This window comes from Bacteroides sp. D2 (genome assembly GCF_025147085.1).
Taxonomy (GTDB): domain Bacteria; phylum Bacteroidota; class Bacteroidia; order Bacteroidales; family Bacteroidaceae; genus Bacteroides.
In genome coordinates, this window is the sequence record NZ_CP102261.1 from 5,054,637 (window position 1) to 5,068,038 (window position 13,402).

At 38.7% G+C, this 13,402-nt stretch carries 14 protein-coding genes and 2 tRNA genes; 15 read left to right on the forward strand and 1 reads right to left on the reverse strand.

Annotated elements, in window-relative coordinates:
- The first annotated feature begins 59 nt into the window (after nt 1-59).
- Nucleotides 60-1,436: a sigma-54-dependent transcriptional regulator gene (locus NQ505_RS18480; protein ID WP_008998638.1), complete on the forward strand. Its 1,377-nt coding sequence runs from the start codon at nt 60-62 to the stop codon at nt 1,434-1,436.
- On the forward strand, nt 1,433-2,704 hold the full coding sequence (locus NQ505_RS18485; protein WP_008998639.1) for a sensor histidine kinase: 1,272 nt from the start codon (nt 1,433-1,435) through the stop codon (nt 2,702-2,704). Before NQ505_RS18480 ends, NQ505_RS18485 begins: the two co-directional genes overlap by 4 nt.
- Before the next feature lie 63 nt (nt 2,705-2,767).
- On the opposite strand, the gene NQ505_RS18490 is transcribed toward NQ505_RS18485, so the two are convergent.
- A complete protein-coding gene (locus NQ505_RS18490) occupies nt 2,768-2,962 on the reverse strand; it encodes a hypothetical protein (RefSeq protein WP_004303066.1) in 195 nt (64 codons plus the stop codon).
- A gap of 917 nt (nt 2,963-3,879) precedes the next feature.
- On the opposite strand from NQ505_RS18490, the gene NQ505_RS18495 reads away from it, so the two are divergent.
- The 13 genes from NQ505_RS18495 to NQ505_RS18555 all read left to right on the forward strand — a co-directional run bounded on the left by NQ505_RS18495 (nt 3,880) and on the right by NQ505_RS18555 (nt 13,398).
- Entirely contained in the window at nt 3,880-4,629 is a 750-nt protein-coding gene (locus tag NQ505_RS18495) for a class I SAM-dependent methyltransferase (RefSeq protein WP_004311656.1), read from the forward strand.
- A gap of 117 nt (nt 4,630-4,746) precedes the next feature.
- Nucleotides 4,747-4,821: transfer RNA gene (locus tag NQ505_RS18500), tRNA-Pro, on the forward strand.
- A 35-nt stretch (nt 4,822-4,856) separates the two neighbouring features.
- Nucleotides 4,857-4,931 (forward strand) — tRNA-Pro (locus tag NQ505_RS18505).
- A 251-nt stretch (nt 4,932-5,182) separates the two neighbouring features.
- Nucleotides 5,183-6,439 carry a phage integrase SAM-like domain-containing protein gene (locus NQ505_RS18510; RefSeq protein WP_049702804.1) on the forward strand — a complete coding sequence of 419 codons (1,257 nt, stop codon included), beginning with the start codon at nt 5,183-5,185 and terminating at the stop codon, nt 6,437-6,439.
- Nucleotides 6,440-6,603: 164 nt separating this feature from the next.
- The gene (gene dnaN / locus NQ505_RS18515) at nt 6,604-7,719 is read left to right on the forward strand and encodes a DNA polymerase III subunit beta (protein ID WP_008998641.1); all 1,116 of its coding nucleotides are present in this window, start codon (nt 6,604-6,606) and stop codon (nt 7,717-7,719) included.
- Between the two features lie 4 nt (nt 7,720-7,723).
- Complete coding sequence (locus tag NQ505_RS18520) at nt 7,724-8,125, forward strand: PcfK-like family protein (RefSeq protein WP_008998642.1); 402 nt, start codon at nt 7,724-7,726, stop codon at nt 8,123-8,125.
- Nucleotides 8,122-9,405 carry a PcfJ domain-containing protein gene (locus tag NQ505_RS18525; RefSeq protein WP_008998643.1) on the forward strand — a complete coding sequence of 428 codons (1,284 nt, stop codon included), beginning with the start codon at nt 8,122-8,124 and terminating at the stop codon, nt 9,403-9,405. The genes NQ505_RS18520 and NQ505_RS18525 overlap by 4 nt, the downstream gene beginning before the upstream one ends.
- Before the next feature lie 13 nt (nt 9,406-9,418).
- The gene (locus tag NQ505_RS18530) at nt 9,419-10,312 is read left to right on the forward strand and encodes a DUF4373 domain-containing protein (RefSeq protein ID WP_008998644.1); all 894 of its coding nucleotides are present in this window, start codon (nt 9,419-9,421) and stop codon (nt 10,310-10,312) included.
- Nucleotides 10,313-10,388: 76 nt separating this feature from the next.
- Nucleotides 10,389-11,009, forward strand: coding sequence for a DUF6633 family protein (locus NQ505_RS18535; protein ID WP_229036691.1), 621 nt, complete (start codon nt 10,389-10,391; stop codon nt 11,007-11,009).
- An 88-nt stretch (nt 11,010-11,097) separates the two neighbouring features.
- Nucleotides 11,098-11,661, forward strand: coding sequence for a hypothetical protein (locus NQ505_RS18540; protein ID WP_008998646.1), 564 nt, complete (start codon nt 11,098-11,100; stop codon nt 11,659-11,661).
- Nucleotides 11,662-11,677: 16 nt separating this feature from the next.
- Nucleotides 11,678-12,190 (forward strand): hypothetical protein, encoded by a 513-nt coding sequence (locus tag NQ505_RS18545; RefSeq protein WP_008998647.1) that lies wholly within the window; start codon nt 11,678-11,680, stop codon nt 12,188-12,190.
- Entirely contained in the window at nt 12,183-12,512 is a 330-nt protein-coding gene (locus tag NQ505_RS18550) for a hypothetical protein (RefSeq protein ID WP_008998648.1), read from the forward strand. Before NQ505_RS18545 ends, NQ505_RS18550 begins: the two co-directional genes overlap by 8 nt.
- Before the next feature lie 106 nt (nt 12,513-12,618).
- Nucleotides 12,619-13,398 (forward strand): hypothetical protein, encoded by a 780-nt coding sequence (locus tag NQ505_RS18555; RefSeq protein ID WP_138301450.1) that lies wholly within the window; start codon nt 12,619-12,621, stop codon nt 13,396-13,398.
- The last annotated feature ends 4 nt before the right edge of the window (nt 13,399-13,402 follow it).

Sequence of the window (13,402 nt, forward strand, 5' to 3'; positions counted from 1 at the left end):
CACACAACACATGAGATTTATCTATATCTTTGCTCCTGGAATCTAATAGATTATAAGATATGGAAGAAGTCAACAAATTAGGAAAGATACTCATAGTAGATGATAATGAGGACGTGCTCTTTGCCCTCAATCTGCTACTGGAACCGTATACGGAGAAGATAAAAGTGACCACTACTCCCGATCGGATCGAGCATTTCATGACTACCTTTCATCCCGATCTTATCTTATTGGATATGAATTTCAGCCGGGATGCCATCAGTGGACAGGAAGGATTTGAAAGTCTGAAACAGATATTGCAGATGGATCCACAGGCTATTGTTATTTTCATGACTGCTTATGCAGATACGGACAAGGCCGTGCGGGCCATCAAAGCTGGTGCTACTGATTTTATTCCCAAGCCGTGGGAAAAGGATAAATTGCTGGCTACGCTTACTTCGGGAATGCGACTGCGGCAATCACAACAGGAAGTCAGTATTCTGAAAGAGCAGGTGGAAGTTCTTAGCGGTCAAAATGCTTCGGAGAATGATATTATTGGTGAGTCATCGGCCATGCAGGAAGTGTTTGCCACGATCAATAAATTAAGTAATACGGATGCCAATATACTGATTCTCGGAGAAAACGGTACGGGAAAGGATGTGATTGCCCGCCTGTTATATCGTTGTTCTCCCCGATACGGCAAACCTTTTGTCACGATTGATCTGGGAAGTATCCCCGAACAATTATTTGAAAGTGAGCTGTTTGGTTTCGAAAAAGGCGCTTTCACCGATGCCAAGAAGTCAAAAGCGGGACGAATGGAGGTGGCGACCAATGGGACTTTATTTCTCGATGAAATCGGTAATCTCTCGCTTCCTATGCAGTCTAAATTACTGACTGCCATCGAAAAAAGGCAAATCAGTCGCTTAGGAAGTACGCAAGCTGTTCCCATCGACGTCCGTTTAATCTGTGCCACCAATGCCGATATCCAGCAGATGGTGGAAGACGGGAATTTCCGTCAGGATTTATTATATCGTATCAACACGATTGAAATACATATACCTCCACTCCGTGAACGGGGCAATGACATCATCTTGCTTGCCGAACACTTTTTAGATCGTTATGCCCGCAAATATAAAAAGGAAATGCACGGACTGACACGGGAAGCCAAAAACAAACTGCTGAAATATGCATGGCCCGGAAATGTGAGGGAACTTCAACATACGATAGAACGTGCTGTAATCTTGGGAGACGGCTCCATGCTAAAACCTGAAAACTTCCTTTTTCATGCGACACCTAAACAGAAAAAGGACGAAGAAATGGTACTGAATCTCGAACAACTGGAACGGCAGGCCATTGAGAAAGCGCTCCGAATCAGCGACGGAAACATCTCCCGTGCTGCCGAATATTTAGGGATTACCCGTTTTGCATTGTATCGCAAACTTGAAAAATTAGGCTTATGAAACGATTTGAGTTTAAAGTAGCGTTGCACATCTTAGTTATTTTTCTGCTTTCTATCGGCAGTTGTCTGCTGTATCAAAGGCAGTTATGGTTCAGCACTACCGTCTGTATTCTCTTTTTGATAGGTACCGGTATGCATCTCTACCGAATACAGTTCAAGCAAATCACCTTGTTACGACGATTGACGGATGGACTTCGCTACAACGATATGACGCAGAATCTTCATCCGCCTTTCAAAAATAAGATGATGGATGAGTGGGCGCAGGAGCTTTCTAATGCATTGAAGGACTTTCGGGGAAAGTTATTGGCAGAGGAAGTCAAGCATCAGTATTACGAGAATTTATTAAATAAGGTAGATACTGCCGTACTCGTAACCGATGCTTCCGGACACATCGAATGGATGAATCAGGCTGCAGTAGCCCATCTGGGGCAAATATCACAACTACCGGACGTACTTCAGGAGGCTTCTATCAGCAATGATATGTCCATGATCCGCATCGAGCAGAATGGTATCGTTCTGGAAATGGCTATTTCCTGCACCACATTTGCCACACAGGGGAAGAAACAGCGGTTAATCAGTCTGAAGAATATTCATTCTGTACTGGAACGTAATGAAATGGAGGCCTGGCAAAAGCTGATTCGTGTATTAACGCACGAAATCATGAACTCCATCACTCCTATTATTTCTCTTTCGGAAACGTTAAGTGAAAGGGGAATCCCCGAATCACTCGGAGAAAAGGAGTATTCTGCTATGTTGCAAGCTATGCAGACTATTCACAGAAGAAGTAAGGGATTACTGGGATTTGTGGAGAATTACCGGCGACTGACACGAATTCCGACACCTATCCGCACCAAAGTATCTGTTGCAGAATTATTTATGGACTTAAAGAAATTATTCCCGGAAGAGTATATTCATTTCGAAATGCCCGCATCCGATTTATATTTATATGCAGACCGGGCACAGATAGAACAAGTGCTTATCAACTTATTAAAAAATGCTCGCGAAACGTGCGAGCGAAAAATAGATAAAGAGATACAGATAAAGTTTTTCTCTAAAGACAACCCGACATTAACAATATCTGATAATGGCGAGGGAATTCTAACAGATGTTTTGGACAAGATTTTCGTTCCTTTCTTCACCACCAAAACATCCGGTTCGGGCATCGGATTGAGCCTGTGCAAACAGATCATGACTTTGCATGACGGAAGTATTAACGTAAAATCAGAAATAGGGAAAGGAAGTTGCTTTATTCTTACTTTCCCTAAATGAGAATCACTGAAAGCCTCCCGAATCCTTTAATACGATGATTAGTCTGGGTAGTAGAGGAATTACTTATCCTCTACTACCCAGACTATTTGTATCAGGATTTAACTCCTTAACAGCCTCTTTGACCGCTTTATTAGTTGGCTTGCGATATGCTTCCGCTTGTTGAACGGGGACAATCTCATTCACCATTCTTTCATATCCTTTTTGCTCTAACAAGTGCACTTCTTTTTCACCTGTTTCTTTTTGTTTTCTTGTTTTCATAAGGCTTTTCATTTTAAAATTCTTATTTATAAAACAGAAAACATCGAAAGATAGTTCATACTCACAGATAATTTATGTACGGGGCAACTGCTCCCCAATATACTACTATAGGCTTGTTCATTCCGGTACGGATTTGAGCTTAAACTTACACAGTGAAAAAAATATCTATCATGCTATCATTCATTTTTATATCATACTAATTATCAGTGAAATAAGTATGATAGATATATTTCTAAAAAGGCATCTCTCATACTTATACCACCAAAAACAGGGTATCTCTCATCAATAAAATAATCGAATAAAGGTCGGACAGGCGTAAGATGGTTTGTTTTTGTTGCAATGAATCCGTATAAATCCGACCTGTATGGCTTAATAATCCCACTTTAATAGCGATAAGTTTATAGCCCACATATGTGTGACGAACAGTCTACATACGTGGGCTGTACAGTTTACAGGTGCGGGCTGTACAGCCTACATATGTAGGCTATAAAAAGATTACCGTTTCCAATGGATTATTAAGCTGCCAAATACAGGTTATCATCCTATAAAGTGAATATCCTTGTGGCTTCATATGGGTATTTTTCCCTGATTCTACACTAAAACGGATGCAGTAGTGGTATGATAGATACCCGTTTTTTGCGACAGAAACATGATAGATACCTGTTTGAAAAATTATCTATCATACTTATTCTTCTGATAATTAAAACAATATAAAAATAAATGATAGTATGATAGATATTTTTTTCATTATGTAGTATTTAAGTTTAAATCGTACAATTATCATTCAGCTCATTTCTGTACTGGAAATGAAACAAACTTTTGAGGTGGTTGCCTTGATTTATGTACACCTTAATTCTATAATATATAAATTAACTCCTATATTTGTACTTTTATTCAACTTATCCTCTTTATAAATTATGAAAGAAAACAAATATAATAATAGCCATTTCTTCAGTCAATATTCTCAAATGTCCCGTTCGGTAGAGGGCTTGAAAGGAGCCGGAGAATGGCATGTATTGCAGAAAATGCTCCCTGATTTTGCTGGGAAAAGAGTTTTGGACTTAGGCTGTGGATTCGGCTGGCATTGCGCCTATGCAATAGAGCACGGAGCAACACACGCTACCGGAATTGATATTTCGGAGAAAATGCTCGAAGAAGCTCGGAAAAGAAACCCTTCTCCACTCATTGAATACCAATGTATGGCTATCGAAGATTTTGATTTCCAGCCAGATTCTTATGATATTGTCATCAGCTCGCTAACCTTCCATTATCTCGAATCCTTTACGGATATATGCCGAAAAATCAATAACAGCCTGACTCCGGGAGGCACTTTCGTCTTCTCCGTAGAACACCCGATATTTACGGCCTATGGCAATCAGGATTGGCATTACGACCAGGACGGGAAGCCTATTCATTGGCCGGTAGATCGTTATTTTACGGAAGGCAGACGCACAGCAGTCTTCCTGGGCGAAGAGGTTATCAAATACCACAAGACGCTGACTACGTATATAAACGGTCTCCTTCAAACCGGATTTGAGATATGCGAACTTATAGAGCCACAACCGGACGAAAGCTTACTGGATATCATTCCGGGAATGAAAGATGAATTGCGACGCCCCATGATGCTTCTGATCTCTGCCAATAAAAAAAGTGAGACCGCAAAGTGATGAGATTCAAGGTATTGAGAAATAATAGGTAAAAAACATTCGTTTAGCTATTGTTAATTAAAAAATACTCCCTATCTTTGCACCGCTTTTGAAAAGAACAACCCTTCAAAAAAGTAGCGGGGTGTAGCGCAGTCCGGTTAGCGCACCTGCTTTGGGAGCAGGGGGTCGTGGGTTCGAATCCCGCTACCCCGACTACAAAAAAGAGGGTTATTAAGTTCAAATTTTTTCGGGGTGTAGCGCAGTCCGGTTAGCGCACCTGCTTTGGGAGCAGGGGGTCGTGGGTTCGAATCCCGCTACCCCGACGAAAAATTCAAGTCAAGAAAAATTAAATGGTGTTGAGCTGATACAGTTTGTATCGGCTTTTTTGTTTGTGCAAAATAGACCCAATTATACCCTATTTTGGGGCAAATAAAAGGGATAATTCTTTGAACTATCTTTGAACAAGTTTTTCTATTTGCACCTATTTAGTGGAAAATAAAGCAATTTCCCGCCAATTTACCCCGATTCAAGCTGTTTAATGCAATTTTAAACATTTAAAAAACATTAAAACAGTATGGCAACATTTAAAGCAATCGTTTTCCAAACAGGAAGACATATAAAACAAGATGGAACATCAAATATAAAAATCAGAATCTATCATAATAGAGAATCCCAGTATATAGCAACCAGCTACTATATCCGCCCAGAAAACATGGACGACTCCGGCCGGATCCTACCCAACGTACCTAACAGTGAAATGATAGAGTACGAAATAAATGCGTATATCCAAAAGATCAGGAGAGAGTATTTGAAGCTAGGACAAGAAAGAACCCAATTTATGTCATGTAAGGACTTAAAAGAAGAAATTGAAAAATCATTAGTTCCTGATGCCGAGTTTATAGATTTTGTAGAGTTTACTCAAAATATAGTAATTCAAACGGAAAAGAGAAAAACTGCCGAATGGTACAGATCTTCTATCGATACCCTATGTTGGTACATGAAAAGAAAAAAGATAGATATAAAACTTATCACTTCATTCATGCTGAATAAGATGATCAAAGACTTATATCACTCCGGACCTGCCGGCACACCTTTAGAGCCAGGCACGGTAAGCCATTATCTTAGGGGAATAAGAGCATTGTATAACAAGGCAAAACTCTATTATAATAACGAAGACTTTGATATTATAAGGATTCCTGGCGACCCATTCAAGAAAGTTGAAATCCCGGAGTATCGGAGAAAACGAAAGAATATAGATACCAACACCTTATTAAAAATCCGAGATTTTCAGTCTGATAAGAAATGTACTAATATGGCTCGTGATGTTTTTATGATGATGTTCTATATGATGGGAATCAATATCAATGATTTATATAGCATGTCATGTGAACGTCGCGGAAGGCTGGAATACACACGTTCCAAAACAAAAACGCGGAACAATCATGAGCAAATACCGCTTTCGATAAAAATAGAACCGGAACTCCGCATCCTCCTTGATAAATACACAGAGGGTTATTTCCTCTCCTACTTTCATACCAACTATTGTAACTTGAATAATTTTATGCGGGCAGTCAATAATGGGCTGAAAGACATTTGCATGAACTTAGAACTCGATTTCAAGATCACCACGAACTGGGCGCGCCACAGCTGGGCCAGTTTGGCGCGCAACAAGGCTGGAGTTCCTAAAGCTGATATTGATTTCTGCCTTGGTCATGTGAATAACGATTATAAAATGGCCGATATCTACATTGATATAGATTATAGTATTTGTGATAAAGCAAATCGTGCTGTTTTGGACTTATTGCAAAAAAAAGAAGAAAAAAAGACCTGAAACGTTTGCAAAAACAAAAACTCTCTATATATTTGCAACCGAAATGGTGTTGAGCTGGATAAAACAATGATTTTATCCGGCTTTTATTGCATATATATGCTTCAATAGTTCATATTACTGAAACTCATCTCATTTTTACGCTATGCGCCACAAAACAATGACGCATGGAAATTACAGTTTCAAAAACAGCTTTATTAGATAAGCTTAAATCAATCGGGCGAATCATACAGCCCAAAAATTCAATACCGGCCTATGACAACTTTTTGTTTGTCGTCGATGAATTTGGTATCATCCTAGTTACAGCAGGAGAAGAAGGCGGGCGTATCTCTACCAATATTGACGGTAAAACAGACTTTACTGATCGTTCTTTTATGGCTAATGCCAAAACATTACTTGATGGATTAAAAGAAATCCCGGAGCAGCCATTAACTATTCATCTCTACGAAAAAGAATTGGTAGTCAAATATGCTAATGGAAAGTTTTCTATACCTGTTGAAAAAGGAGATCAATACCCGACAATGAGTACAGATAATACTGCTACCCCATTACTTGTATCAGGAAATGACTTACTATATGGAATAAGGCAAGTATTGTTTTGCAGTGCCAATGACGAATTACGTCCGGTACTGAATGGAGTCTATTTTGATATAGATTTAGATAATATCTCATTTGTTGCAACAGACGGTACCCGACTTGCGATGATTGAGAATCCTTCCGCTTATACGCGCAAGGAACGGGCAGCCTTCATTCTGCCAAGTAAATTTGCCAAAGTCCTTTCTAATATTGTTCCGGAAGATTGCATGGAAGTAGAAATATCAGTAAATCAGACTAATATTTTATTTGAGTTTGATTCATACCGTTTAATCTGCCGCATGATTGAAGGCCGGTTCCCTAATTATCGTGCTGTTATCCCTCAAAAGCAACCCAACCGTGCAGTATTGAAAAGAACCGATATTGTATCAGCCTTAAAACGCGTATCTGTTTTCTGTGATGAAAACTCTTCTCTGGTGATACTCAAGTTTTGTCCTGATTCCCTTAAAATTACAGCCCATAATTTAGACTTCTGTAAATCAGCTGAAGAAACTGTTGCTCTACGAACTGGTTGTGATATTGAAATTGGCTTTAAGAGTAGCTTTTTAATCGAAATGATAAACAATATTCCCTCCGAGGATATTGCTATTACTATGAGTGACCCGTCGAAAGCCTCAATTCTTACTCGCTGCGATGAAGAAGTTCGTAGCTTGACTTATTTATTAATGCCTTTATCTATTAACTATTGATACTATGGGAAAAGAATACCAATCACCTAAACAGGTTATTCAATCGTATTTGGAAGAGAGAGCAAAGAGTGATCCCCTCTTTGTCACTTCCTACACAAAGCCAAACAAGAATATTGATGAATGTTACGACTATATCATAGGAGAAGCAAAAAAACGCGGTGGTAGTGTTGTATGTATGTCTGACGATGAAGTATTCGGATTGGCAGTTCATTACTATGATGAAGATGATATCAAAGTTAGTAAGCAGCCTGCAACAAAAGCAGTTGTTTCTAATCGACCTGAAAAGAAAAAAGAACTTATACCATCTATTGAGAAGACCAAACCGGAGCAGATTGCTAATAATAAACGTAAAGGAAAGAAAAAGGAAATACCTACCGGACAATTTTTATTATTTGAAGACTTATGAGACCAAGAACAAAATTACAGCTTAGAGTTGCTAATTTGAGTAGCCAGCTGCCTAATATTGAGAGTTTGATGATTGACTGGGCTAAGAATGAGTGTTTGAAACATATAGGATATGCAACCAAGTCACGTATTATCTGTATGGAGTGCGGCCAACGCTTCGCTCCGGAACTTGTAAAACGTAAACGTGCTGTTTGTCCTCATTGTGATACGTCTTTGAAAATAGAACAGTCGAGGAAGCGTATCAATAAACAGACAATGTTTATTGGCAAGGCAGAAATTTGTGAGGAATTCCAAGTTATCCGAAGTTTTGAATTGATTGCTTATTACCGAGCAGAAACAAAGCCTCGTTATTATATTCGTGAGATACTACAACATTGGATAAAAGACGACGGTAACCGGGAAGTAATAGCTCGTGCCAATAATACGGGATTCAGTGGTTGGTACGGAGATCTGGAGATACGGAATAAAGTTGTTGGATCATATTATTACAACTATAGCAATGATATTTATTGCGAACGCTATCATCCGGCCTCTGTCTTTAGACCTAAGTATATTCGAATGGGTATAGATTGTAAATTACGCGGTATGTCATTTCTTACTGCCACCAATACAATTCCCCATTCTCCCAAGGCTGAAACACTTCTAAAGGCAAGACGTTATGAATTAATAGATTATTACGAGGGACACCGTTACAAGATTGATATGTATTGGCCGTCTATAAAAATTTGTCTTCGTAATAAATATCGGATTAAAGATGTTTCGATGTGGTTTGATTATCTGAAACTACTAGATCATTATCATAAAGATCTGCATAACGCTCATTACGTTTGTCCTAAGAATCTAAAAAAAGCTCATGACTTGTATGTGGCGAGAAAGAAACGTGATGATGAAAAAGAACGCAAGGCTAAAGAAATGCAACAATTGCTTAAACTCAAGAAGGATGCAGAGAATTATATCAAAGAAAAATCGAAGTTCTTTGACCTAAAAATGTCTGATGGTAAAATAGTCGTAGTACCGCTCAAAAGTATTGAAGAGTTTCAACAAGAAGGTGAAATCATGCACCATTGCGTCTTTACAAATAAATATTATAAAGAAAAGGATTCACTCATTCTTTCTGCCCGAATAGGCAAGAAACATGTTGAAACAGTCGAGGTCAATTTGAAGACGTTAAGTATTGTTCAATCTCGTGGTGTCTGTAACCAAAACACCGAGTATCATGAACGCATTATCGGGCTCGTAACAAAGAATATGAACTTAATACGTCAAAAGCTGACGGCATAAAAAAGATCTAAATATGGCAAGACCATTAAAACAGGGACTGGATTATTTTCCTTTAGATACAGATTTCTTATCTGATAGGAAAGTACGCAAGATAATAAATGCTTGTGGCCCAAATTCCGTCACTATACTAATTTGCCTGCTATGTAATATCTACAAGGATAAAGGGTATTACATCGTGTGGGACAAAGAAATGCCTTTTGATATTGCTGATATAGTCGGGGTATCCGAGGGCGCCGTAAGTGAAGTCGTGAAGAAGGCCCTACAAGTGGAATTATTCGATAACACCCTGTATAGAAAGTTCCATATTTTATCTTCCCGTGGTATTCAAAATAGATTTAAAAGCTGCACTTCAAAAAGGAAAGATGTTGAAATTATCCCTGATTTTTGGATTAATGACGTCAATAACTCGATTAATGACGTCAATAACTCAATAAATGTAGGTGATAATGAACAAAGTAAAGTAAATAAAAGAAAATCTTCTCCCCCACATATACGCGTGGGAGAACTTTTTCCGGCGGATAGCTTCTTCGATAAGTCCTTAGATGATTGCTATGCTGAACTTAAATCAAATCAATCATGGGCGGAAACAGTAACGATGAATACTCGTTCTTCCGGCTACAATGACCTTACACTAGAAGCTTTTTACGAGTATTTGAAGCAGTTTTTCATGGAGCAACAGAATAAAGGCGAAACAGCGAAGTCTCCCAAAGATGCTATGTCCCATTTTGCTAGTTGGCTGAAAATTGAGCTTAAAAACAAGAAAGATGAACGGAGAACTAATAAAAACAGAACTGCAGGTAGTGCTAAGTCCGTCACAGATTGTCCAGAAGACAGCAATCAGAAAGGAACTAACGCCGATACAGCAGGCCTTACAAGCTGGATCGACAGCCTCTCAATTGGTCGCTGAATGGAGCGGTACAATCGCACAACTAAACTGTAATGTCTCATTGTCAGATGTGGCTAATGCAGAGAATATACCCACTTTGGCAGACGTAAACAGGAGCTTTAGCAACTCAACATCGGTAGAGATCATTACCGAGCATTTGAAATCTGTGCTGAGATATGCCGGTGTTGAGTTGACTAATGCCCAGCTGGCAGAAACGGCCCTGTCGATACTATCTAGCTACTGGTACCTGAATTTAGCCGAGTTATGTATCTTCTTCTCCCAGCTAAAGAACGGCAGCCGCGGACAATTCGTCTGGGGGTCGAAGATCAATAATCAAGCGATCATGGTAGCACTTGTCGAATTTTGCAAAGACAGGCGACGTGAAATTGAGCATAGAGAAAATGAACTAATACGAAAAAAGGCTGAAACTGGCTATGCCCGTAATGAGAACTTGATTAAAGATATCGTAACGGGAGTTCAAAATACCAGAAGAGAACGAGAAAAAGCAAAACAGGACTTCAAGACCTTCTGTGAGCTATTTCCATATCTGCCTGATAAGTATGAGCCCATGGTACTTTGGAAAGCATGGGGAGGCAATAAAGAGGCTCTACGTAAGATTTACGGTGAAAGTATTCCTCCTCCAGATGTAGCCGAAATGGATATCGGGATGTATTTGTGTAATTACAACATTACCAAGGGTAAAGAGTTGGAAAAATAAAAGCGGCCAGCATACCACCGCCGGCCACTCTCATAAGCACAAAGCTTATAGCTATTAGGAACAGCAAATATATAAAATCTTTGTGCTTATGGCAAGTAAAGCAGTAAATAATTACATAACTAAACGCTACGAACGCTGGCTTGATTACTCTTTGTATCATTGTGGGCTTGCCGGCATTCCTGATGAAGCGACAGATGTCTTAAATGAGGTCATTTGTTCGCTCCTTCAAAAGAAAAACAGGTTGCTTGACAAACTACTTGAAACAAAAAAAAATGGCTATACAGAGCTTGATTTCTTTGTTTTGAAGATGATAAAGCTAAACGCTTCCTCTCCTACTTCACAGTATAGGAGTAGATACAAGCCCCTGCCTGTGGATGATAATGTAGATTATTCAAGGCTGGATATTGAAGATATCCCGGATGAATCAGAAGATAGAAATACTGAAATACTAAATAAACTGCATTTAGTAAGAGATACATTTGAAAGCCTTGATTTAGGTCCAGTAGCAGCTCGTGTTTTTGAGTTTCATTTCTTCCAGGACGGTAATTTTTCCGATTGGGAGGGTCCGGAGACATTGAAACAACTATATGAAATTTATAACGGAGTGCAGGAACTTATTAGAAAGAAAATAGCCGGGGAAACTATATTTTAGTGAAAATTCCTTGGTCATGGAAGAAAAAGTAGAAATTAAGATTGATCCCCGGAACTATCGTATCCATGGGGACGAAAACAAGCGGCTTATTCATAAAAGCCTCGTTGAATGTGGAGCCGGTCGGTCCGTATTGGCCGACCGTGACAATGTGTTAATCGCTGGAAACGGCGTGTATGAGGAAGCTCAAAAGTTAGGCCTCAAAGTACGTATTGTAGAGTCTGACGGAACAGAGCTCATTGTTATTAAACGCAAAGATTTATCTACGGAAGATGAAAAGAGAAAACTGCTAGCCTTGGCAGATAATCATACTTCCGATACTTCTCGTTTTAACTTCTCTGCTATCGTTGATGATTTTAATCTTGATATGTTAGGTGAATGGAATTTGAATATTCCTAACTTCAACATTGATGAAGATAAATTGGACGATTTCTTTAGTGGGAGTACTCAACCAGCTTCAAAAAAAGAAAAAGTGTTGATCTGCCCTTTCTGTGGAAGAAATGTATATGAAAAGGAGGATGACGATGAATAAACGAGTTATTACTTATAATCAAGTAATTGGTTTTCATTCCTATCCGGATGCACCTCCTTCATGCATTTATTTATCGGCACGGCATCGACACGTATTTGTAATACGATGCAAGTTTGAGGTATTACACCATAACAGAGAAATTGAAATTTATACGATGCAGAAAAAGCTAGAAAGCACTTTGCAGAATGAATTTGGATCACCATGTGAATTTGGTTCATATTCATGCGAAGATATTGCACAATGGCTTCTAAATCGTTTTTCTAGTATGAATGAAGTTGAAGTATTGGAGGATGATTTCGGTGGAGCCGCTATTCAAAGATAATCTTAAAGTTCATTTTGCAGGATGCGAAAATCTGGATAAACTAACGGCACTTCATGCTGTAGGAGTAAAGTATTTCCTTTTTACATGCTATCCATTCGTCAAACAAATGATTAATGGCAAGCTTTCAAATAAAAATAGAAATAATATCATTCCTTCATTAGTTTCTTCTCTTGGTGAGCATGCAATAATGGATTCCGGACTGTTTACTTTAATGTTTGGAGCAGACAAAGGAAAACATGATGAAGAATTCTTATACACTTGGATGTTAAAATTAGTCGAATTTGTGAAAGAAACAGGATTCACTGGAACATGTGTTGAAGTTGATTGCCAAAAAATTCTTTCCCCAGAAATTGCCTGGAAATTCAGAAAAGAGATGAAACGTCTTCTTCCTGATAACAGGATAATCAACGTTTTTCATCTGGAAGACGGAAAAAAGGGACTTGATCGCTTGATAGACTTCTCGGACTATATTGCAATAAGTGTTCCAGAGTTGAGAATACATAAGAATCGAACCTACAAAACAGATGTTGCCTATCTGACTCGATATATCAAGAAGAAAAAGCCTCAAATTGATATACATCTGTTGGGATGCACCGAATCCAAAATGTTGAAAGAAAACAGCTTTTGCACGAGTGCTGATAGTACAACTTGGAGTGCTATTGTAAGATGGCCGAAACTTCCATTTGTCATTAATGGGAAGAAATTAACAAAACACATTAAAAATTTAGATGAATCAAAGTTATTAGAATTTTATGCAGAAAATATCGATCAATTAGTAAAAAAGTATCGATTCAATCCTCGCTCTAAACTCACTTTGGCAAAAATTTGTTTGGCCGGTGAGTTATGTTTGCACGAATATGATTATTTATTAAGTAACCAAAGATGAAATT

Excerpts from the sequence above, each read along its gene's own strand:
- NQ505_RS18480 (WP_008998638.1), top strand. The coding sequence starts at position 60 with ATGGAAGAAGTCAACAAATTAGGAAAGATACTCATAGTAGATGATAAT.
- NQ505_RS18485 (WP_008998639.1), top strand. The coding sequence starts at position 1,433 with ATGAAACGATTTGAGTTTAAAGTAGCGTTGCACATCTTAGTTATTTTT.
- NQ505_RS18490 (WP_004303066.1), bottom strand. The coding sequence starts at position 2,962 with ATGAAAACAAGAAAACAAAAAGAAACAGGTGAAAAAGAAGTGCACTTG.
- NQ505_RS18495 (WP_004311656.1), top strand. The coding sequence starts at position 3,880 with ATGAAAGAAAACAAATATAATAATAGCCATTTCTTCAGTCAATATTCT.
- NQ505_RS18510 (WP_049702804.1), top strand. The coding sequence starts at position 5,183 with ATGGCAACATTTAAAGCAATCGTTTTCCAAACAGGAAGACATATAAAA.
- dnaN (WP_008998641.1), top strand. The coding sequence starts at position 6,604 with ATGGAAATTACAGTTTCAAAAACAGCTTTATTAGATAAGCTTAAATCA.
- NQ505_RS18520 (WP_008998642.1), top strand. The coding sequence starts at position 7,724 with ATGGGAAAAGAATACCAATCACCTAAACAGGTTATTCAATCGTATTTG.
- NQ505_RS18525 (WP_008998643.1), top strand. The coding sequence starts at position 8,122 with ATGAGACCAAGAACAAAATTACAGCTTAGAGTTGCTAATTTGAGTAGC.
- NQ505_RS18530 (WP_008998644.1), top strand. The coding sequence starts at position 9,419 with ATGGCAAGACCATTAAAACAGGGACTGGATTATTTTCCTTTAGATACA.
- NQ505_RS18540 (WP_008998646.1), top strand. The coding sequence starts at position 11,098 with ATGGCAAGTAAAGCAGTAAATAATTACATAACTAAACGCTACGAACGC.
- NQ505_RS18545 (WP_008998647.1), top strand. The coding sequence starts at position 11,678 with ATGGAAGAAAAAGTAGAAATTAAGATTGATCCCCGGAACTATCGTATC.
- NQ505_RS18550 (WP_008998648.1), top strand. The coding sequence starts at position 12,183 with ATGAATAAACGAGTTATTACTTATAATCAAGTAATTGGTTTTCATTCC.
- NQ505_RS18555 (WP_138301450.1), top strand. The coding sequence starts at position 12,619 with ATGATTAATGGCAAGCTTTCAAATAAAAATAGAAATAATATCATTCCT.